Annotated in this window: 18 protein-coding genes; 4 read left to right on the top strand and 14 right to left on the bottom strand. The window is 71.4% G+C overall.

All coding sequences use genetic code 11. The features are described from left to right. From nadD to C3492_RS06300, 3 genes are all read right to left on the bottom strand, one after another. Positions 1–687 (bottom strand): nicotinate-nucleotide adenylyltransferase, encoded by a 687-nt coding sequence (gene nadD / locus C3492_RS06305; RefSeq protein WP_030990853.1) that lies wholly within the window; start codon positions 685–687, stop codon positions 1–3. A gap of 56 nt (positions 688–743) precedes the next feature. Next, entirely contained in the window at positions 744–908 is a 165-nt protein-coding gene (locus C3492_RS44475) for a hypothetical protein (protein WP_165951521.1), read from the bottom strand. Positions 909–1,075: 167 nt separating this feature from the next. Next, positions 1,076–1,240, bottom strand: a complete 165-nt coding sequence (locus C3492_RS06300; RefSeq protein ID WP_103810751.1) for a hypothetical protein — start codon at positions 1,238–1,240, stop codon at positions 1,076–1,078. A gap of 103 nt (positions 1,241–1,343) precedes the next feature. Here C3492_RS06300 and C3492_RS06295 point away from each other — a divergent pair, with 103 nt between their 5' ends. Further along, on the top strand, positions 1,344–2,429 hold the full coding sequence (locus tag C3492_RS06295; RefSeq protein ID WP_103810750.1) for a M48 family metallopeptidase: 1,086 nt from the start codon (positions 1,344–1,346) through the stop codon (positions 2,427–2,429). Positions 2,430–2,490: 61 nt separating this feature from the next. Here the strand turns inward: C3492_RS06295 and C3492_RS06290 are convergent, their stop codons facing one another. The 5 genes from C3492_RS06290 to proB form a co-directional block, all read right to left on the bottom strand. Continuing rightward, entirely contained in the window at positions 2,491–3,561 is a 1,071-nt protein-coding gene (locus tag C3492_RS06290; protein WP_103810749.1) for a hypothetical protein, read from the bottom strand. An 88-nt stretch (positions 3,562–3,649) separates the two neighbouring features. Beyond that, positions 3,650–4,249 (bottom strand): hypothetical protein, encoded by a 600-nt coding sequence (locus tag C3492_RS06285; protein WP_181140226.1) that lies wholly within the window; start codon positions 4,247–4,249, stop codon positions 3,650–3,652. Between the two features lie 116 nt (positions 4,250–4,365). After that, positions 4,366–5,652: a glutamate-5-semialdehyde dehydrogenase gene (locus tag C3492_RS06280; RefSeq protein WP_103810747.1), complete on the bottom strand. Its 1,287-nt coding sequence runs from the start codon at positions 5,650–5,652 to the stop codon at positions 4,366–4,368. A gap of 210 nt (positions 5,653–5,862) precedes the next feature. Continuing rightward, positions 5,863–6,288, bottom strand: coding sequence for a hypothetical protein (locus tag C3492_RS06275; RefSeq protein ID WP_103810746.1), 426 nt, complete (start codon positions 6,286–6,288; stop codon positions 5,863–5,865). Between the two features lie 212 nt (positions 6,289–6,500). Then, positions 6,501–7,607 carry a glutamate 5-kinase gene (gene proB / locus C3492_RS06270; RefSeq protein ID WP_181140255.1) on the bottom strand — a complete coding sequence of 369 codons (1,107 nt, stop codon included), beginning with the start codon at positions 7,605–7,607 and terminating at the stop codon, positions 6,501–6,503. A gap of 408 nt (positions 7,608–8,015) precedes the next feature. Here proB and C3492_RS06265 point away from each other — a divergent pair, with 408 nt between their 5' ends. The 3 genes from C3492_RS06265 to galU all read left to right on the top strand — a co-directional run bounded on the left by C3492_RS06265 (position 8,016) and on the right by galU (position 12,431). Continuing rightward, positions 8,016–8,744, top strand: a complete 729-nt coding sequence (locus C3492_RS06265; protein ID WP_181140225.1) for a hypothetical protein — start codon at positions 8,016–8,018, stop codon at positions 8,742–8,744. 443 nt (positions 8,745–9,187) lie between these two features. Continuing rightward, on the top strand, positions 9,188–11,488 hold the full coding sequence (locus C3492_RS06260; RefSeq protein ID WP_103810744.1) for a bifunctional glycosyltransferase family 2 protein/CDP-glycerol:glycerophosphate glycerophosphotransferase: 2,301 nt from the start codon (positions 9,188–9,190) through the stop codon (positions 11,486–11,488). Positions 11,489–11,516: 28 nt separating this feature from the next. Next, the gene (gene galU, locus C3492_RS06255) at positions 11,517–12,431 is read left to right on the top strand and encodes a UTP--glucose-1-phosphate uridylyltransferase GalU (RefSeq protein ID WP_103810743.1); all 915 of its coding nucleotides are present in this window, start codon (positions 11,517–11,519) and stop codon (positions 12,429–12,431) included. A gap of 85 nt (positions 12,432–12,516) precedes the next feature. On the opposite strand, the gene obgE is transcribed toward galU, so the two are convergent. The 6 genes from obgE to C3492_RS06225 all read right to left on the bottom strand — a co-directional run. Next, positions 12,517–13,962, bottom strand: coding sequence for a GTPase ObgE (gene obgE, locus C3492_RS06250; RefSeq protein ID WP_103810742.1), 1,446 nt, complete (start codon positions 13,960–13,962; stop codon positions 12,517–12,519). 118 nt (positions 13,963–14,080) lie between these two features. Further along, positions 14,081–14,335, bottom strand: coding sequence for a 50S ribosomal protein L27 (rpmA, locus tag C3492_RS06245; protein ID WP_010041940.1), 255 nt, complete (start codon positions 14,333–14,335; stop codon positions 14,081–14,083). A gap of 14 nt (positions 14,336–14,349) precedes the next feature. Then, complete coding sequence (gene rplU, locus C3492_RS06240) at positions 14,350–14,670, bottom strand: 50S ribosomal protein L21 (protein ID WP_028422127.1); 321 nt, start codon at positions 14,668–14,670, stop codon at positions 14,350–14,352. Positions 14,671–14,858: 188 nt separating this feature from the next. Continuing rightward, on the bottom strand, positions 14,859–15,920 hold the full coding sequence (locus tag C3492_RS06235) for an iron-containing alcohol dehydrogenase family protein (RefSeq protein ID WP_181140224.1): 1,062 nt from the start codon (positions 15,918–15,920) through the stop codon (positions 14,859–14,861). Further along, the gene (locus C3492_RS06230; RefSeq protein WP_103810741.1) at positions 15,908–16,660 is read right to left on the bottom strand and encodes a sugar phosphate nucleotidyltransferase; all 753 of its coding nucleotides are present in this window, start codon (positions 16,658–16,660) and stop codon (positions 15,908–15,910) included. Before C3492_RS06230 ends, C3492_RS06235 begins: the two co-directional genes overlap by 13 nt. Positions 16,661–16,808: 148 nt before the next feature. Beyond that, the coding region (locus C3492_RS06225; RefSeq protein WP_103810740.1) for an Rne/Rng family ribonuclease at positions 16,809–20,292 on the bottom strand (3,484 nt) is incomplete at its 5' end.

Raw genomic sequence — 20,292 nt, 5'->3', positions numbered from 1 at the left:
TCACTCGCCGCGGTACAGCTCGCGCTTGTCGATGTAGCGCACGACTCCGTCCGGCACCATGTACCAGATGGGGTCTCCCTTGGCGACTCTCGCACGGCAGTCTGTGGACGAGATGGCGAGCGCGGGCACCTCGACGAGCGAGACTCCGCCTTCCGGCAGGCCCGGGTCGGTGAGGTTGTGGCCGGGGCGGGTGACGCCGATGAAGTGCGCGAGGGAGAACAGTTCCTCCGAGTCGCGCCAGGTCAGCAGTTGGGCGAGGGCGTCGGCGCCGGTGATGAAGAAGAGGTCGGTGTCGGGGTTGAGGGCGCGCAGGTCGCGCAGGGTGTCGACGGTGTAGGTGGGACCGCCGCGGTCGATGTCGATGCGGCTGACGGAGAACTGGGGGTTCTCGGCGGTCGCGATGACCGTCATCAGGTAGCGGTCCTCGGCCGGGGAGACCTTGCGGTGGGACTTCTGCCACGGCTGGCCGGTGGGGACGAACACCACCTCGTCCAGGTGGAACTGCGCGGCGACCTCGCTGGCCGCCACGAGGTGCCCGTGGTGGATCGGGTCGAACGTTCCGCCCATGACGCCGAGACGCCGTTTGCCCGTGTGGGCGGGGCCGTTGCCCGGTCCGTGCTGCGGGTGCTTCACCGTGTCGTCGGCGGTCTCGTGTGCCGGACCGGTAGGCATGTCCTGCTCTCCCATGCGTGCAGACCCTACCGGCCCGGCCTCGGACGTCCGGCCGGGGACGGGTTCCCCGCTCAGCGGTCGCGGTTGAAGCGCGTGGTGATCCACAGCAGCAGGAGCAGGATGAACAGGGCGCCGCCGCCGGTGAGGGCCGGGTTCAGGCTGTTGTGGTTTCCGCCGTGCTGCTCGCCCTCGGCGGCAAGGGTGACCAACTGGGCTGCTGCGCTGTGGAGGCTCATCTTCGGCAGGACCTATCGCGTGTGGGCGGAATAAAGATGTCGGCTCATCGTAAGCGGGCGGCCGTGCGGCGATCACGCCGACTCCGCCGTTGGGACCGGAGGGCGCCGGCGGCTCACGCGCGGCGGGGAGCGGTCGGTGCCCGGCGGCGGGGAACCTTCGCCGCCCGTCAGTCGTCCTTCCGCTTGTAGCCGCGCAGGAGGAACCAGGCGGTCAGTACACAGCCGAGGACCATCACGATCAGCACGGCGCGGAGCAGGTTCCCCGACCCGTGCTGCTGGACGGCGCTCGTGGCGGCCTGGGTCAGCCAGGCGGCTGCGGGGTGGTGCTCCATGACGTGGACTCCTTCGGGTGTACTGCCCGTCCAAGGTATCTCCGCCTAGGCTGGGCCCCGCCTCGGGGGCACAGTGGGCACTCACACGCACATGGGGGAAGACATGTCCGACGACGGCCACCAGCACACGGGGCACGAGCGGGTTCCGAGCAGGCAGCGCAGACGCTTCCCGGGGATCTCCACGCGCGCGTACGAGCACCCCGCCGACCGCTCGGCCCTGGTCGCGCTGCGCAAGCTGAGCGGGTTCGACACCGTCTTCAAGGCGCTCAGCGGGCTGCTGCCGGAGCGGAGCCTCAGGCTGCTGTTCCTGTCCGACTCGGTGCGGGTCTCCGAGCGGCAGTTCTCGCACCTGCACGACATGCTGCTGGACGCCTGTTACATCCTGGACCTGCAGAAGGTCCCGCCGATGTACGTCACGCAGGACCCGCAGCCGACCGCGATGTGCATCGGCCTGGACGAGCCGATCATCGTGGTCAGCACGGGGCTGGTGGAGCTGCTCGACGAGGAGGAGATGCGGGCGGTCGTCGGGCACGAGGTGGGGCACGCGCTGTCCGGGCACTCGGTGTACCGCACCATCCTGCTGTTCCTGACGAGCCTCGCGCTGAAGGTCGCCTGGATCCCGCTGGGCAATCTGGCGATCATGGCGATCGTCACGGCGCTGCGGGAGTGGTTCCGCAAGTCGGAGCTGTCCGCCGACCGGGCGGGCCTGCTGGTGGGCCAGGACGTCCGGGCCTCGATGCGGGGGCTGATGAAGATAGCGGGCGGCAACCATCTGCACGAGATGAACGTGGACGCGTTCCTGGAGCAGGCCGAGGAGTACGACTCCGGGGGCGATCTGCGCGACTCGGTGCTGAAGATCCTGAACGTGCTGCCCCGCTCGCATCCCTTCACCACCGTGCGGGCCGCCGAGCTGAAGAAGTGGGCCGAGTCCCGGGACCACCAGCGGATCATGGACGGGCACTACCCACGGCGCAGCGAGGACGGGGACGCCTCCGTCAGTGACTCCTTCCGCGAGTCGGCGGCCAGCTACGCGAGCGATGTGAAGACCTCCAAGGACCCGCTGATGAAGCTGGTCACGGACCTCGCGGGCGGCGCGGGCGATCTGGGCGGCCGGGTCAGGCGGGGCTTCGACGGCTTCCGGAGCCCGCCGCCGGCCAAGGGGGACGCCCCGGGCGGCGGCGAGGAGTAACCGCCAGGCCGGCGGGGGGAGCGACGGCCTCGGGCGCGGCGCCGTTTCCCCTCCGCGCCCCTCACACCTTCGGCTGGGCCCCGGTGGCCAGCGTCCCGCACAGGGCCGTGGCGCTGTCCGTCTCGTAGGGATTGGTGCCCGCGGGGCCGCCCGACCGGGCCGTCTGGCCGGCCAGGAGGGGACGCAGGTAGGCGGAGGCGTCCTCGGCGCAGGCGAGGGGGCCCGCCTGGACGTAGGACGTGACCAGCTGGACCTGGTGGGTGCGCAGGTCGTCGCGGTCGAAGCGGAAGGTCACTTCGCGGCGGACCGTGAAGAGGGAGGCGGGGACGTCGGCGGCGGCGCCGGTGGGGCGCAGGGCGTAGACGAAGGTGTGGTCGGCGGTGACCTCCAGGGTCGCCGAGTCGGCTTCGGCCGCGTGCAGACTGCCGAACACGCGGATCCTGCCGTCGGCGAGCTGGGCGCGGGCGGGGTCGATGCGGACCACCCAGCCCGTGGCCGCGTGCCGGCCGTCCGCCGCCGGGTGGTCGAAGCTCTGGTCGAACTGGTCGAGCTGGTCGGAGTCGATCAGGGCCCGGGCGGGGCGGACCTCGCGGCCGCTGAGCACCTCGGGGTAGAGCGAGGAGCGGACGATGTAGTCCTTGGCGGTGGTGAGGGCGGTCACCACCTGGCTGTCGGAGAAGTGGGCGGTGCCGCGCGAGGCCGGCAGGGGGATGCCCTCGGCGCCGGCCTCGTACGGAGCGGCGGGGCTGTGCGCGTAGAGCCTCTCGGGGTCCGTGGCGCCGGGCACCTTGCCCTGGGGGGCGAGCGGGATGACGGTCATCCTGAGGGATTCCACGGGCCGCCGGGTCTGCGGGGAGCCGTAGGGGTGGCGGACGCCCATGTAGATCGCGGTGGCGAAGGCGACGGCGATCAGCAGGACCAGGACGAGGACCTGCCGGGTGAGGCCCCGGTGCAGGGGCGGGCGGCGGCGGACGGCGGGGGCGTGGTCGGCCATCCGCTCCTCGGCGGAGAACTCCTGGAGGCGGGCAGCGCGGACGAACGACTCGTCGAAGACGACGGATCGGTATTCGTCCTCCGCACCGCCGGGGCCGCCCTCGGGTGTCCCCTCCGGTGGGTCTCCAGGCCCGCCCATACCTTCAGAGTAGGTCTCGTGAGCCCCGGGTAAACGCCCTGCCGCACGACAACTTCTGACAGGTTCTCACCAAACTCGGGCGGGGCGCTCAGGGGGAGGGCGGAATGGCCGAGACGGCCGGCCGGGAGCGGTCGGTGGCGGAGCCGGGGGCGGACGCGCTGCCCTGTTCGAGGCCGGTTGAGGCGGGGGCGGGAACGCGGTCGCGGGTGCCCGAGGAGCCTCCCCGGTAGACGGCGGCGAAGGCCAGGGCGACCATGCCGATGCCCATCACGACGGCGAGGACCCAGGCCACGGGCCGGTGCCAGCGGACCTGCTTGCCGTAGGCACCGAAGGGGCCGTGGTGGTCGCCGAGGACGTAGGTGTCGTCCAGCTCGTCATCGTCGTGATCCCGGCCGGATGCGGTGCCCTCGGGGCCGTAGCCGTCGTCGTAGCGCTCGCCTCGCGCGCGGGCGCGGCGGGCCTCGGCCTCGGATGCCTCTGCTCTGGCCTGGGCCGCGGCCAGAAGGCGCTCCACGGCGGTCGGCTCGTGGAAGGTGGCCGCCTGCACGAAGGCCTCGTCGAAGACCACGGAGGCGAACTCTTCGTCCGACACCCCGTGGTCGTGGTCGTCGTCGGGCTCCCAGCCGTCAGGGAACGGCGTGCCCCCCACGTCCTCCGGCACGTGTCCAGAGTAGACCTGGGGGGTCAATTTGGGCAGACGGTACGGAAATTCGTCTGCCTGGTGAGACGCCTTCGGGGCCGGGCCGCAGGACGGTGCGCGGGACGGGGCTCGGGACAGCGGGCCCGCGGCCGGACGGGTGAACCTCAGCGGCGGACGTGTCCGTCGCCGGTGACGATGTACTTGGTGCTGGTCAGCTCCGGCAGACCCATGGGGCCGCGGGCGTGCAGCTTCTGGGTGGAGATGCCGATCTCGGCGCCGAAGCCGAACTGGCCGCCGTCGGTGAAGCGGGTGGAGGCGTTCACGGCGACGGTGGTGGAGTCGACCAGCTGGGTGAAGCGGCGGGCGGCCTGCTGGGAGGTGGTGACGATGGCCTCGGTGTGCCCGGAGGTCCACAGCCGGATGTGCTCGACGGCCTTGTCCAGGGAGTCCACCACCGCGGCGGCGATGTCGTACGACAGGTACTCCGTCTCCCAGTCCTCGGTGGTCGCCTCGACCACGGTGGCCTTGGAGTCCTTGGCGTGGGCCATGACCCGCTCGTCGGCGTGGACGGTGACGCCGGCCTCGGCGAGGGCGTCCAGGGCGCGCGGCAGGAACTCGGCGGCGATGTCCTGGTGGACCAGGAGGGTCTCGGCGGCGTTGCAGACGCTGACCCGCTGGGCCTTGGAGTTGATCAGGATCTCGATGGCCGTGTCGATGTCGGCCTGGGCGTCGACGTAGACGTGGCAGTTGCCGGTGCCGGTCTCGATCACGGGGACCGTGGACTCGTTGACCACGGTCTGGATCAGGGAGGCGCCGCCGCGCGGGATGAGGACGTCGACCAGGCCGCGGGCGCGCATCAGCTCGCGGACGGAGTCGCGGCTCTCCCCGGGCACGAGCTGCACGGCGTCGGCGGGCAGCCCGGCGCCGCCGACGGCGTCGCGGAGCACCCGGACGAGGGCGGAGTTGGACTCGTAGGCGGAGGCCGAGCCACGCAGCAGGACCGCGTTGCCGGACTTGAGGCAGAGGGCGGCGGCGTCCACGGTGACGTTCGGCCGGGCCTCGTAGATGATGCCGACGACACCGAGCGGGACGCGGACCTGGCGCAGGTCGATGCCGTTGGGAAGGGTGGAGCCCCGGACGACCTCGCCGACCGGGTCGGGCAGCTTCGCGACGTCGCGGACGTCGGAGGCGATGGCGCGGACCCGCTCCGGGGTGAGGGTGAGCCGGTCGACGATGGCCTCGCTGGTGCCGTTCTCCCGGGCCTTGGCCACGTCCTTGGCGTTGGCCTCGACGATCTCGGCGGTCCGGACCTCCAGGGCGTCGGCGATGGCGAGCAGCGCGTCGTCCTTCACGGCGCGCGGGAGCGGCGCGAGGTCGGCGGCGGCGGCCTTGGCCCGGTAGGCGGCCTGGGTGACCGGGGACATCGAGTCGTACGGCGAGAGCGTGGTCATGAAGGAAGGGTAGTGCGCGGGGCCCGGCGGTTCAGCGGTCGTCCCACACCCCGAGACACCCCAAAAGGGGGTGAACCTTCCCGGGCGGGGCAACGGCCGGCCCGCTCGCTCCGGCGCGGTGCACCCACGTGGCACCCGCCCACCCGACAGCCGACCCGGGCTCCCCGCCCCCGGCCGGCCCACCGCACCGGCCCCGCCCCCGCCCGCCCCTCAGAACGGGTGCACCCCCACCGGTGTCGCCGGGGCGGGGCCGTAGCCCTCGGCGATGCGGTGGTGGTACGTCTCGCGGTCGATGACCTCCAGGCCGACGATCTCCCAGGGCGGCAGGCCGGCGCTCTGCCGGTGCTCGCCCCACAGGCGCAGCGCCACGGCGGCGGCGTCGTGCAGGTCGCGGGCCTCTTCCCAGTACCGGATCTCGGCGTGGTCGGTCGCGTATCTGCTGGTCAGCAGGAAGGGGTGGTCGTGGGCGAGCTGTTCCAGGGCCCGCCGCAGTTCGGGCAGCGGGACCTTCTCCCCGGAGACGCTGAGGGTGACGTGCCACAGCCTGGGCAGGTCCTTGGGCTCCTCATAGGTGTCCCCGGCCGCGACGCTCGTCAGAGCACCACGGGACGCCGCCCCCGGGCGCACTCGTCTCACGACGGCCTCCTTCACGCATGGCTCGCACGGCTCACGTGGCTCGCACGGCTCGCATGCTCGTATGGCTCGCTCGGCCCCTTGACGGAACCCGTCCCTTCAACATGTCCCCCAGACAAAGTTGAGCAGGCCGCAGGGCTCCGCGTGGCGGTTTTACGGAACGTCCCCCACCGGGGGCGTCCCACAGGCCCCGTTTCACGGGCCTTCCGCGGGCCTCAGGGGTGCAGGAGGACCAGGTCGTCCCTGTGTACGACCTCGCGTTCGTACGCCGGGCCCAGCTCACGTGCCAGCTCGCGGGTCGAACGCCCGATCAGCCGGGGGATCTCCTTGGCGTCGAAGTTGACGAGTCCCCGGCCCACGGCGCGGCCCGTGGTGTCCCGCAGCTCGACGGGGTCGCCCGCGCTGAACTCGCCCTCGACGGCGGCGATCCCGGCGGGCAGCAGCGAGGTGCGCCGCTTGACGACCGCGTCCACCGCGCCGTCGTCCAGGATCAGGGCGCCCTGCGGGGTGGAGGCGTGCTGGAGCCAGAGGAGCCGCTCGGCGGAGCGCTTGCCGGTGGCGTGGAAGTAGGTGCCGGTGTCGCCGCCGGCCAGGGCCTCGGCCGCGTGGACGGCGCTGGTCAGCACCACCGGGATGCCGGCGGCGGCGGCGATCCGGGCGGCCTCCACCTTGGTGACCATGCCGCCGGTGCCGACGCCGGCCTTGCCCGCGCTGCCGATCTCGACGCCGGCGAGGTCCTGCGGGCCCTTCACCTCCGCGATCCGGGAGGTGCCGGGCCTGCTGGGGTCGCCGTCGTAGACGCCGTCGACGTCGGAGAGGAGGACCAGCAGGTCGGCGTGGACGAGGTGGGCGACGAGGGCGGCGAGGCGGTCGTTGTCGCCGAAGCGGATCTCGTCGGTGGCGACGGTGTCGTTCTCGTTGACGATCGGGAAGGCACCCATCGCGAGCAGCTGGTCGAAGGTGCGGGAGGCGTTGCGGTGATGGGCGCGGCGGCTCATGTCGTCGCTGGTGAGCAGGACTTGGCCGACGCGGACGCCGTAGCGGGCGAAGGAGGCGGTGTAGCGGGCGACGAGCAGGCCCTGGCCGACGCTGGCGGCGGCCTGCTGGCGCGCGAGGTCCTTGGGGCGGCGGCGCAGACCGAGCGGGGCGAGGCCGGCGGCGATGGCGCCGGAGGAGACCAGCACGATCTCCTTCTCGCCACCGCTGCGGATCTTGGCGAGGACGTCGACCAGCGCGTCGACGCGGTCGGCGTCCAGGCCGCCCGCGGCGGTGGTCAGCGAGGAGGAGCCCACCTTGACGACGATCCTGCGGGCCTCGCCCACGGCCTGCCTTGCCCTTGCCACCTGCGGTCCGTCTCCTTCACGTGCGCGTTCCGGCACCGTGCTTCCCGGCGTCCTCAATCTACGGGAAGCCGGGCACGGCGTGCCCGCGCTGCTCAACCGCCGGACAGTCCCGGGCCGGGACCCGCGGGCGTCCGCCGGGCCGGGACCGTCCTCGCCCTCAGGGTGCCCCGGCCACCTCCAGGGCTTCACCCGCTGGGGCGGCCACCTCTGCCTCCAGCAGGGCGGCTCGCGGTACGGCGAGGACGGCTCCGTGTCACCGGACGGCAACACCCTCGTCCGGGTCTCGTCCGCGGCGAGCCCCAAGTGGTGTGGCTGGGCGGTGGTTTCGCCTCAGGGGCCTCCAGGGCGGTACGGCCGCGTTCGCGGCGGTCTGCGACCATGGACCCCATGCGGAGAAGAGGTTCGGCACGGGCAGGGTTGGGCGGGGTCCTCGGTGGGCTGCTGGTGATGTCGGTCGCGGCGTGCGGTGCTTCGGGCCACGGGAGTGCCGCACCTCGGGACAAGTCCGACGACACGCAGCCGCGGAAGACGGCCCTCAAGCGCGTACCCGGCATCGGGGACCGGCTGTGGCGACAGGTACCGGCCGGCTCCCGCCAGGTGGTCGCGGTGTACGGCGCGGGGAAGAACTCCCCCGACTCCACCGTCGCCCTCTTCACCAAGCACGGCGCCGTCTGGAAGCAGGAACGCTCCTGGGCGGCGCACAACGGGCGGAAGGGCTGGACGACGGATCATCACGAGGGTGATCTGCGCAGCCCCGTCGGGGTGTTCACGCTCAGCGACGCGGGCGGCGTCCTCGCCGCACCGGGGACCAAGCTGCCGTACACCCGGTCCTCGGCCTTCCAGGCGCCCCACTACTGGAAGAAGGCGTACTGGCACGACTTCGACTACGTCATAGCCATCGACTACAACCGCGTGAAGGGCACCGCGCCCAATGACCCGACGCGGCCGCAGGGCCAGTCGAAGGGCGGCAGCATCTGGCTGCACATGGATCACGGCAGCGGTACTTCGGCGTGCGTGAGCCAGTCCGAGTCGGCGATGCGGTACCTGCTGCGCACCCTCGATCCCCGGCTGCGCCCGGTCGTGGTGATGGGAGACAGGGCGGACCTCAAGGCCTGAGGGGACACCAGGAGTGTTGCGCCCGGAATTCCGACGGGAGCGGAGCTTCGGCCGACAGCCCGGATCCGTGGCCGCCCGCACTTCCGTGTACCTCTGCGGATTCCGGCGCATCGTGAATACCGGGATCGATTTCACCATTTCCGGCACGCACCCGGCCTCCACCTGACTGCGCCGCGGCAGCCACCCCGCCTCCCGGTCGGCACCCGGTGCGGTCCGTACCACCGGACGGTCCTGGTCCAGCCCTCACCGGGCTCATCCGTGACCCTTGCCACACCCCGGCCGACCAGCCACGGCCGGGCATACGGTAGGACCATCGGCACAGAGACGTACGGTACGCTTCTACAAACGTTAACCTCGCACTCCTTGTGCCTCTCGCGTCCCGCCACCGTACGCCCGACTGCGGGGCGCGGTCGAGTCTGAACGACAGTCCAGGAGCCCCAAGCATGCCCGTTGAGAATGGAAACGCTTCGCCGAAAATAAGCGTTGTGGTCCCAGTCTACAAAGTTCAGGGGTACCTGCGCGCATGCCTGGATTCCATACTCAGCCAGTCCTTCGAGGATTTCGAGATCGTCGCCATCGACGACCACTCCCCCGATGCCTGTGGTCGCATACTGGATGAGTACGCCGCCCTGGACAGCCGCGTCATACCCGTGCACTTCGAGGAGAACCGGGGCATCGGAAAGGCGCGGGACGCCGGTGCCCTGAAGTCGCGCGGCGAGTACATCCTGTTCCTGGACAGCGACGACACCCTCGCCGAGGGCGCGTTGCAGGCGATAGCCGACCGCCTTGAGGCCACGGGCAACCCCGACATCCTGCTGCTCAACCACGTCCGCACCTACTGGAACAACCGTGTTCAGGCGAGTGCGGCCGGCGAAATGCTCGCCGGCGCGGGCACGGACGTCTTCACGGCCCTGGAGCGCCCCGAGTTCCTCACCATGTTCGCCGTGGTCTGGAACCGCGCTTACCGCCGTGAGTTCTACGTCGGCAACAATTTCACCTTCACCGACGGCATTTACGAAGACGCGCTCATGGTCTACAAGACCATGCTGACCGCGCAGCGCATCGCCGCCACCGACCACGTGTGCGTCGAGTACCGACAGCGTCGCCAGGGCAACTCCATGCGCACGCCCGGCCGCAAGCACTTCGGGATCTTCGAGCAGTACACGCGGCTCTTCGAGTTCCTCGACGAGCGCCCCCACCTGGAGCCGGTGCGGGCGCTGCTGTTCGAGCGCGCGGCCAGCCACTTCCTGTTCACCCTGGCCCGTGAGGACCGCATCGTCCCCAGGGACCGCGCCGAGTTCTTCAAGCTGTCGGCCGCGCACTACAAGCGTTTCAAGCCGAAGGGGTTCGTCCTGCCGGAGGGCTCGCAGGGCGTCAGGTTCCAGCTGCTGGAGCGTGGTTCCTACACGGCGTACGCGGCGGTGACGGCCGCCACCAAGACCCGCCGCCAGGTGATCAAGCGGGCCACCAAGGTCAAGACCAAGCTCGGGAAGACCGCTTACAACCGCCTCTACCAGCTGCATCTGCGACGCCCCGTCGACGAGAAGCTGGCCGTCTACTCGGCCTACTGGAACCGTGGCGTCGCCTGCAACCCCGCGGCCATCTACCAGAAGGCGAAAGAACTCGCTCCCGATGTCCACGGCGTCTGGATCGTGCGGCGCGACGCGGTGGAGACCGTCCCCGAAGGCGTGGACTACGTCGTGGCGAACTCACCGCGGTACTGGGAGGTCATGGCGCGTGCCAAGTACCTCGTCAACAACGTCAACTTCCCGAACAACTTCGTCAAGCGCCCGGAGCAGGTCCATCTGCAGACCCACCACGGCACTCCCCTCAAGCAGATGGGGATCGACCAGCAGCGGTACCCCGCGGCCGCCAAGAACATGAGCTTCGCCAAGATGCTGGAGCGGGCCGACAAGTGGGACCTCAGCCTGACCTCGAACCAGCACTCCACGGAGATCTGGGAGCGGGTGTACCCCTGCGCGTTCGAGGCGGTCGAATACGGCTATCCGCGCAACGACGTCTACTTCCGGGCCACCGGTGAGGACGTCCTGCGGATCCGCGCCGAACTCGGCATCGAAGAGGGCAAGACGGCCATCCTCTACTGCCCGACGGTGCGCGACTACCAGAAGGGCTATGTGCCCCGTATCGACCTGGAGCGGTTCTGCCGCGAGCTGGGCCCCGACTACGTCGTACTCGTGCGCACCCACTACTTCTACGGCGCCGACCCCCAGCTGCAGGCGCTGCAGGACCGCGGTCTGATCAAGGACGTGTCGAGGTATCCGGTGGTGGAGGACCTCTGCCTGGCCGCCGACGCGCTGATCACCGACTACTCCTCCATCATGTTCGACTACGCGTGCCTCGACCGCCCGATCGTCACCTACGCGGACGACTGGGAGGTCTACCAGCGGGCCCGCGGCGTCTACTTCGACATTCTCTCGGGCAAGCCGGGCGAGACGCCGGGCGCGACGGCGACCAGCGAGGAAGAGCTGATCGAGGTCTTCCGCTCCGGCGCCTGGAACAGCGACAAGGCCGCCGAGCTGCGGGCCGCCTTCCGCGAGCGGTTCGTGCAGTTCGACGACGGGAATGCGGCGGAGCGTGTGGTGCGCCACCTGTTCCTCGGTCAGGATGCCGCTCCCGCGGTGGTGCCCCTGCACGAGCGCACTCCGGCGCCCGCACCGTCCGTCCTCGCCAAGGCGCGCATCCCGCTGCAGCCGACCGGCGAGCGTGGCCTCATCGGGGCCTGACACACGGAAAGAGAGAAGAGAGCACCACATGGCTTCCCGCCCCACCATCTCCAAGGCTGTCATTCCCGCAGCCGGCCTCGGCACCCGGTTCCTGCCGGCCACCAAAGCCACTCCCAAGGAGATGCTGCCGGTCGTAGACAAGCCGGCGATCCAGTACGTGGTCGAGGAGGCCGTGTCGGCGGGGCTCGACGACGTCCTGATGATCACCGGGCGCAACAAGCGTCCCCTTGAGGACCACTTCGACCGCAACTACGAGCTGGAATCGGCGCTGGAGAAGAAGGGCGACGCCGAACGGCTCGCGAAGGTGCAGGAGTCCAGCGACCTGGCCACCATGCACTACGTGCGCCAGGGCGATCCCAGGGGCCTCGGGCACGCCGTGCTGTGCGCCGCCCCGCACGTCGGCCACGAGCCCTTCGCCGTCCTCCTCGGTGACGACCTGATCGACCCGCGGGACCCGCTGCTCGCGCGCATGATCGAGATCCAGGAGCAGCACGGCGGCAGCGTCGTCGCCCTGATGGAGGTCGCGCCCGAGCAGATCCACCTCTACGGCTGCGCGGCCGTGGAGGCCACCGCCGACGCTGACGTGGTCAAGGTGACCGGACTGGTCGAGAAGCCGGACCCGGCGGACGCCCCCTCGAACTACGCGATCATCGGCCGCTACGTCCTCGACCCGCACGTCTTCGACATACTGCGCAAGACCGAGCCGGGCCGCGGCGGCGAGATCCAGCTCACCGACGCCCTCCAGCAGCTCGCGCAGGACGAGAAGGTCGGCGGCCCGGTGCACGGCGTCGTCTTCAAGGGCCGCCGCTATGACACCGGTGACCGTGGCGACTACCTGCGTGCCATTGTCAGACTCGCGTGCGAACGTGAAGACCTGGGCCCGGACTTCCGGACCTGGCTCCGCGGTTACGTCGGCCAGGAGCTGATGGACGACAACGCCTGACACCGGGGCGGCGGCAACGCGAGAGGGCGGGCCGGAGGAAAACCTCCGGCCCGCCCTCTCGCGTTGCCGCCGCCCCGCCGGTGGGCTAGAACGGCTCGAAGTCCTCGAACTCCCGGCTGACTTCGTCCCGTTCGGCCTGCCGGTCCCGGCGGCGCTGTGCCGCGGGCCGGGGCGCGTCGAAGCGGTGGTCCTCGCCACGCCGGCCGAGCATCTCCGCCCCGGCCATGGCCGTCGGCTCCCAGTCGAAGACGACCGCGTTCTCCTCCGGACCGATGGCGACGCCGTCACCCGCGCGGGCACCCGCCTTCATCAACTCCTCCTCCACACCGAGGCGGTTGAGCCGGTCGGCGAGATAGCCGACGGCCTCGTCGTTGTTGAAGTCGGTCTGGCGGACCCAGCGTTCGGGCTTCTCGCCGCGCACCCGGAACAGCGGCTCGCCGCCGATCTCCTCACGGGTGACGGTGAAGCCCGCGTCGTCCACGGCCTTGGGCCGGATGACGATCCGGGTCGCCTCCTCCTTCGGCTTGGCGGCACGCGCGCCCGCGACCAGCTCACCGAGGGCGAAGGTCAGCTCCCGCAGCCCGATGTGCGCCACCGCCGACACCTCGAAGACGCGGTAGCCGCGGGCCTCCAGGTCGGGGCGGACCATCTCGGCGAGGTCCTTGCCGTCCGGCACGTCCACCTTGTTCAGGACGACGATGCGGGGCCGGTCGCCCAGGCCGCCGTACTGCCGCAGCTCCTCCTCGATGACGTCGAGGTCGGAGGCGGGGTCGCGGTCGGACTCCAGGGTCGCGGTGTCCAGCACGTGCACCAGCACGCTGCACCGCTCCACGTGCCGCAGGAACTCCAGGCCCAGGCCGCGACCCTGGCTGGCGCCGGGGATGAGACCGGGCACGTCGGCGATGGTGTAGACGGTGGAACCTGCGGTCACCACGCCCAGGTTCGGGACCAGTGTGGTGAACGGATAGTCGGCGATCTTCGGCTTGGCCGCGCTCAGCACGGAGATCAGCGAGGACTTGCCGGCGCTCGGATAGCCGACGAGGGCCACGTCCGCGACGGTCTTCAGCTCCAGGACGATGTCCTGGACGTCACCGGGCTCGCCGAGCAGGGCGAAGCCGGGCGCCTTGCGGCGGGCGGAGGCCAGCGCCGCGTTGCCGAGGCCGCCCCGGCCGCCCTGCGCGGCGATGTACGAGGTGCCGTGGCCGACCAGGTCGGCGAGCACGTTGCCCGCCTTGTCCAGGACGACCGTGCCGTCCGGCACGGGCAGGACCAGGTCCTGGCCGTCCTTGCCGGAGCGGTTGCCGCCCTCGCCGGGCTTGCCGTTGGTGGCCTTGCGGTGCGGGGAGTGGTGGTAGTCGAGCAGCGTCGTGACCGACTGGTCGACCGTCAGGATGACGTCACCGCCCCGGCCGCCGTTGCCGCCGTCCGGGCCGCCGAGCGGCTTGAACTTCTCACGGTGGACGGAGGCACAGCCGTGGCCCCCGTTACCCGCGGCGACGTGCAGTTCGACGCGGTCCACGAAGGTGGTCATGGTTCAGTGCCTCCAGAAGGAACGTCCGGGTATGTCTTGTGGGTAACACGCGAAAGGCGGACCCGCCTTCCCGACCGGGAAGTGAGGTCCGCCTCGCGAAAGCTTCCGATCAGCCGACTCAGGCGACCGGAACGATGTTCACGACCTTGCGGCCACGGTGGGTGCCGAACTGCACCGAACCGGCCTGCAGGGCGAACAGCGTGTCGTCGCCGCCACGGCCGACGCCCGCGCCGGGGTGGAAGTGGGTGCCGCGCTGGCGGACCAGGATCTCGCCCGCGTTCACGACCTGACCGCCGAAGCGCTTCACGCCGAGCCGCTGGGCATTGGAGTCGCGACCGTTCCGGGTGGACGATGCGCCCTTCTTGTGTGCCATGTCTCCTCAGTCCCTTACTTCGCAGCCGTGGGGATCGACGTGACCTTGATCGCCGTGTACTGCTGGCGGTGGCCCTGCCGACGACGGTAGCCGGTCTTGTTCTTGTAGCGCAGAATGTCGATCTTCTGGCCCTTGTGGTGGTCCACGACCTCGGCCTGGACCTTGATGCCGGCCAGCACCCACGGGTCGCTGGTCACGGAGTCGCCGTCGACAACGAGCAGGGTCGAGAGCTCGACCGTGTCGCCAACCTTGGCAGTGGAAATCTTGTCAACCTCAACGATGTCGCCGACAGCAACCTTGTGCTGGCGACCACCGCTGCGCACGATGGCGTACACGCGGATCTCACTTTCGCTCGAAGAAACGGCACCCCCGCAGGCCAGTCGCCCGGGAAAACCACGGACGACCTCTCCCGGCCAACCGTGTGCCCGGGAGGAAGAGGTTTACGGGGATGTGGCGTGTTCAGTGGACACGCCGACGGTCAAGGTTACGGGCCCGGACCGTAGGGGTCAAACCGGGCCCCGGCTCAGTCGGCGACCGCGGCCACGTAGGCGGCGTACGCCTTCCCGATGCCCTCCGGGGACAGCTCCAGGTGCTCCAGGATCGTGTAGCGGCCGGGCCGGGTCTGCGGCGCGAACTCCACGGCGCGGACGAACTCGTCGTCACGGAACCCGATCTCCTCCGCCACCACCGGCAGCCCGTGCCGCCGGAGCGACTCGGCCATCAGCAGGGCGCGCTCGGTGTCGCCCCGCAGGTGCATGGCGAAGGCGGCGCCCAGTCCCACCTGCTCGCCATGGCTCGCCGCCCGCTTGGGGTAGAGCAGGTCGAGCGCGTGGCTGATCTCGTGGCAGGCGCCGGAGGACGGGCGGGTGTGCCCGGCGATCGACATGGCGATGCCCGACAGCACCAGCCCCTCGGACAGCACGGTCAGGAACTCGTCATCGCCGCATCCGCCCGGGTGCCGCAGCACGGCCTCACCCGCCTGGCGTGCCATGGCGGCGGCCAGGCCGTCGATCTGCTCCCCGTTGACGCGGTTGGCCAGCTCCCAGTCCGCGACCGCGGAGATGTTGGACAGGGCGTCACCGATGCCGGACCGCACGAACCGCATCGGCGCCTCACGGATGACGTCCAGGTCGATGAGGAGGGCGATGGGGGTCGGTACGCCGTAGGAGCCACGGCCGGCGTCGTTGTCCAGGATGGAGACGGGCGAGCAGATCCCGTCGTGGGAGAGGTTGGTGGCGACGGCGACCATGGGCAGACCGACGCGCGCCGCGGTGTACTTCGCGCAGTCGATGACCTTGCCGCCGCCGAGACCGACCACCGCGTCGTAGTGACCCGACTTCATCTCGTCGGCCAGCCGGACCGCGTCGTCCAGGGTGCCGCCGCCCACCTCGTACCAGACGGCCCCGGGCAGCGAGGGCGCGAGGCGCTCGCGCAGCCGGGCCCCGGAGCCCCCGCTGACGGCGACGGCGAGCCGCCCGGAGTGCGAGATCCGCTGATCGGCCAGAACACTCGCCAGGTCGTCGAGGGCACCCGCGCGGATGTCCACCACGACCGGCGAGGGGATGAGCCGGGTCAGTACTGGCACGCGATCACCCGTCCGCGGGCGAGGTCGTCGTGGTTGTCGATCTCGACCCAGCTCACGTCGCCGATCGGCGCCACGTCGACCTTGAAGCCGCGGTCGACCAGCTCCTGGTAGCCGTCCTCGTAGTACAGCTGCGGGTCACGCTCGAACGTCGCCCGCAGCGCGTCCGCCAGCTCCTCGGCCGCGTCGCCCTCGATCAGGGTGACGCCGATGTACTCGCCGGTGGCCTCGGCCGGGTCCATCAGCTTGGTGATCCGCCGGACGCCCTTCTCGGGGTCGACGACGACCTTCATCTCCTCGTCGGCCAGGCTCTTCACCGTGTCCAGGGCGAGGATGATCTTCTTGCCGTCGCCGCGCGCGGCGAGGAGGGTCTTCTCGACGGAGACCGGGTGCACGGTGTCGCCGTTGGCGAGGATCACGCCGTCCTTCAGGGCGTCACGGCCGCACCACAGGGAGTAGGCGTTGTTCCACTCCTCGGCCTTGTCGTTGTCGATCAGGGTGAGCTTCAGGCCGTACTTCCGCTCCAGGGCCGCCTTGCGCTCGTACACGGCCTCCTTGCGGTAGCCGACGATGATCCCGACCTCGGTCAGCCCCACCTCGGCGAAGTTCCCCAGGGTCAGGTCCAGGACCGTCAGCGACTCCTCCGCGCCCTCGGGACCCACCGGCACCAGAGCCTTGGGCAGGGTGTCGGTGTAGGGGCGCAGACGGCGCCCGGCGCCGGCCGCCAGAACGAGGCCTATCATCGCGGTTTCTCTCCTTTGTTTCAGCTGTGCCGAGGCACTGTACGTCTTGACTCGGCTCCGGCGCCCCGCGGAGAACTCGCTCCAAGGCCCCGACAAGGGGTGTGGCCCTGCCCGAAGGGACAGGACCACACCCGGTGGGACGAGGGACTCAGTCCTCGTCCGCGGCGGTGGAGACCGTGGTGGTCTTCTTCGCCGTCGACTTCGCCGCGGCCGTCTTGGCGGTCTTCGCCGCCTTCTTGGCCGTCGTCTTCTTGGCGGCCGTCTTCTTGGCCGCGGTCTTCTTGGCGGCCGTCTTCTTCGCCGTGGCCTTCTTGGCCGCCGTCTTGCGGGCGGTCTTCTTGGCCGGCGCGGCCTCCTCGGCAGCCGGCTGCGCGGCGGCCGTCTCCTCGGTCACCGGAGCCTCGGCGGCCGGGGCTTCCGGCGCCGGGGCCTCCTCCGCCGTGGCCGACGGGACGACCACGACGGCCGCCTCCTCGGGCGCGGTCGGCGCGGTGGCCTTGCGCACCGCACGGCGGCGCGGGCGGGCCGGGGCGGCAGCGCTCACGGCCTCCGCCGGCTGCCCGGCCGGGGCCTCAGCCGTGGTCCCGGCGACCGGAGCGGGCTGCTCCGCCGGTGCCTCGGCCGCCGGTGCCGTCTCGGGCACCGTCACGACGGCCGCCTCGGCACCCTCGGGCGAGCCGGCCGGGGCCGACACCTTCCGGGTCGCCCGACGGCGCGTACGGCCCTTGGGCGCGGCCTCCTCGGCGGCCTGGGTCTCGGCCTGCGGCGCCGGGACCACCTGGTCCTCGACGGCCGCCGGCTCGGCCAGCGCCTCGGCGGCAGGCTCCGGCTGCACCGGGCGCGCCGCCGCCTGCTCGGCGGTGACCTCCTGGGCGGTCGGAACCTCGGCCTCCGCGGCGGCCTCACCGGCCTGGGGCGCACGCTCGGCCCGGGACGCCTTCTCCGCCCTCGGCGCACCCGCCGGAGCCGACACCCGGCGGCTCGCCCGGCGCCGCGTACGGCCACGGCCGGCCGCCGCCTCGGCCTCGGCGACGCTGCTGTACAGCTCCTCGTCCGGCGCGAACTCGGGTGCCGGCAGGGCCACCGGCTCGGCGACCTCGGCGGCCACCTCCACGGCGGTCTCCACCTCGGGCTCGACGGCCTCGCCGGTCTCCACGGCCACGGCGGCGGTCTCGTGCACATGCTCGTGCACGGGCTCCGGCGCCTCGGCGCCCCGGCCGCGCTTCTTGCGCTTGCCGCCGCCACCGTTCGCGGTCGCCTGGTCCAGGTGGACGATGACACCGCGCCCGTTGCAGTGGACACAGGTCTCGGAGAACGACTCCAGCAGGCCCTGGCCGACCCGCTTGCGGGTCATCTGCACGAGGCCCAGCGAGGTCACTTCCGCGACCTGGTGCTTCGTACGGTCGCGGCCCAGGCACTCCAGCAGGCGGCGCAGCACCAGGTCCCGGTTCGACTCCAGGACCATGTCGATGAAGTCGATCACGATGATGCCGCCGAGGTCGCGCAGCCGCAGCTGGCGCACGATCTCCTCCGCCGCCTCCAGGTTGTTCCTGGTGACCGTCTCCTCCAGGTTGCCGCCCTGGCCGGTGAACTTGCCGGTGTTGACGTCGATGACGACCATCGCCTCGGTCCGGTCGATCACCAGCGAACCGCCGCTGGGCAGCCAGACCTTGCGGTCCAGCGCCTTGGCGAGCTGCTCGTCGATCCGGTAGGTGGCGAAGACGTCGACCTCGGAGGTCCACTTCGACAGGCGGCCGGCCAGGTCCGGGGCGACGTGCGAGACGTACCCGTGGATCGTCTGCCATGCCTCGTCACCGCTGACGATGACCTTGGAGAAGTCCTCGTTGAAGATGTCGCGCACGACCCGGACGGTCATGTCCGGCTCGCCGTACAGCAGCGTCGGAGCGTTGCCGCCGTTCTTGGCCTTCTTCTGGATGTCCTCCCACTGCGCCTGGAGCCGCTCGACGTCGCGGCGCAGCTCGTCCTCGCTCGCGCCCTCGGCGGCGGTGCGCACGATGACGCCCGCGTCCTCGGGGACGATCTTCTTGAGGATGGTCTTCAGCCGGGCCCGCTCGGTGTCGGGCAGCTTGCGGCTGATGCCGGTCATCGAGCCCTCGGGGACGTACACGAGGTAGCGCCCGGGCAGGGAGACCTGGCTGGTGAGCCGCGCGCCCTTGTGCCCGATCGGGTCCTTCGTGACCTGTACCAGGACGGACTGGCCGGACTTGAGCGCGGACTCGATCCGGCGCGGGCCGCCCGCCATGCCGAGCGCCTCGAAGTTGACCTCACCGGCGTACAGGACCGCGTTGCGGCCCTTGCCGATGTCGATGAAGGCGGCCTCCATCGACGGCAGCACGTTCTGGACCTTGCCCAGGTAGACGTTGCCGACGTACGAGGTCGACTGCTCCTTGTTGACGTAGTGCTCGACGAGCACGCCGTCCTCCAGGACGCCGATCTGCGTACGGTCGCCGTGCTGACGGACGACCATCACGCGCTCGACGGCCTCCCGGCGGGCCAGGAACTCGGCCTCGGTGATGATCGGAACGCGTCGGCGTCCCTGCTCACGGCCTTCCCGGCGGCGCTGCTTCTTGGCCTCCAGACGGGTCGAGCCCTTGATGGACTGCACCTCGTCGGACGGCTCGCTGGGCTTGCGCGGCTCGCGGACCTTGACGACCGTGCGCTCCGGGTCGTCCTCGGACGGCTCGGCGTCCACGGAGGTGTCACCGGCCCGACGGCGGCGGCGACGGCGCCGGCGGCTGCTGGAGCTGGAGCCACCGGACTCCTCGCCACGCGCCTCCTCGGCGTCCTCTTCCTCCTGCTCGGCGGTGTCCTCGACGTCCTGCGCGGCCTGCTCGGCGGCCAGTTCCTCGGCGTCGCCGTCCACGCCCTCGCCGGACTCGCCGTCGGCCGCGTCACCGCGCCGGCGACGGCGTCCGCCACGGCGGCGGCGACGGCGCGAGCCGGACTCCTCGAAGCCCTCGGCGCCCTCGGTCTCGTCGCCCTCCTCGCCCTCGGCCTCAGCGAGGTCCTCGGCGGCCTCCGGGGCCTCCTCGGCCTCCTCCGGCTCCTCGTCCTCGACGGCGGCCTCGGCCGGCCTGCTCTCCTCGGCGGCACCACGGCGACGCCGGCGGCGGCGGCCACCGGTCTCGGCGCGCTCCTCCGCGTACTCCTCGGTCTCGTCCGCCTCGGGGGCCTCGTCCACCTCGGCGGCCTCGGCAGCCGCCTCGGCGGCGGCCCGCTCCGGCGTCTGGAACTTGGGCTCGGTGAACACCGGCGCCTGGAAGACGGCGACGGCGGGGCGGGCGGGCCGGCGCGGGGCCTCGGCCTCGTCCGGCTCGGTGGCCCGGGGAGCGGAGAACCCGGACGCGGCGCGGACGACCCGGCGCCGGGCCCGGCGCGGCCCCCCGGCCTCGGCGGCCGGTGCGGGAACCTGCGGAGCCTGGGCGGGCTGGGTGGCCGCGGCCGGCTCGGTGGTGTGCGTGGTCGCGGGGACCTCCGGGGTGTGGGTGGCCACCGCGGACTCGGCCTCTGCGGCGTCCTCGGTGGCGGGGGCGGTGTCGGGCGCGGACACCCGGCGCGTGGCACGACGACGCGTACGGCGCGGAGCGGCCTCCTCGGCCACGGCGGCCTCC

This window comes from Streptomyces sp. Ru62, from assembly GCF_002920615.1.
Taxonomy (GTDB): domain Bacteria; phylum Actinomycetota; class Actinomycetes; order Streptomycetales; family Streptomycetaceae; genus Streptomyces.
This window is presented reverse-complemented; position numbering and strand designations above follow the sequence as displayed.

Coding starts and splice junctions, on each gene's coding strand:
- rpmA (WP_010041940.1), bottom strand. CDS start 14,335: ATGGCACACAAGAAGGGCGCATCGTCCACCCGGAACGGTCGCGACTCC.
- C3492_RS06300 (WP_103810751.1), bottom strand. CDS start 1,240: ATGGAGCACCACCCCGCAGCCGCCTGGCTGACCCAGGCCGCCACGAGC.
- C3492_RS06280 (WP_103810747.1), bottom strand. CDS start 5,652: ATGACCACGCTCTCGCCGTACGACTCGATGTCCCCGGTCACCCAGGCC.
- nadD (WP_030990853.1), bottom strand. CDS start 687: ATGGGAGAGCAGGACATGCCTACCGGTCCGGCACACGAGACCGCCGAC.
- C3492_RS44475 (WP_165951521.1), bottom strand. CDS start 908: ATGAGCCTCCACAGCGCAGCAGCCCAGTTGGTCACCCTTGCCGCCGAG.
- C3492_RS06295 (WP_103810750.1), top strand. CDS start 1,344: ATGTCCGACGACGGCCACCAGCACACGGGGCACGAGCGGGTTCCGAGC.
- galU (WP_103810743.1), top strand. CDS start 11,517: ATGGCTTCCCGCCCCACCATCTCCAAGGCTGTCATTCCCGCAGCCGGC.
- C3492_RS06230 (WP_103810741.1), bottom strand. CDS start 16,660: ATGATAGGCCTCGTTCTGGCGGCCGGCGCCGGGCGCCGTCTGCGCCCC.
- C3492_RS06260 (WP_103810744.1), top strand. CDS start 9,188: ATGCCCGTTGAGAATGGAAACGCTTCGCCGAAAATAAGCGTTGTGGTC.
- obgE (WP_103810742.1), bottom strand. CDS start 13,962: ATGACCACCTTCGTGGACCGCGTCGAACTGCACGTCGCCGCGGGTAAC.
- C3492_RS06290 (WP_103810749.1), bottom strand. CDS start 3,561: ATGGGCGGGCCTGGAGACCCACCGGAGGGGACACCCGAGGGCGGCCCC.
- C3492_RS06265 (WP_181140225.1), top strand. CDS start 8,016: ATGCGGAGAAGAGGTTCGGCACGGGCAGGGTTGGGCGGGGTCCTCGGT.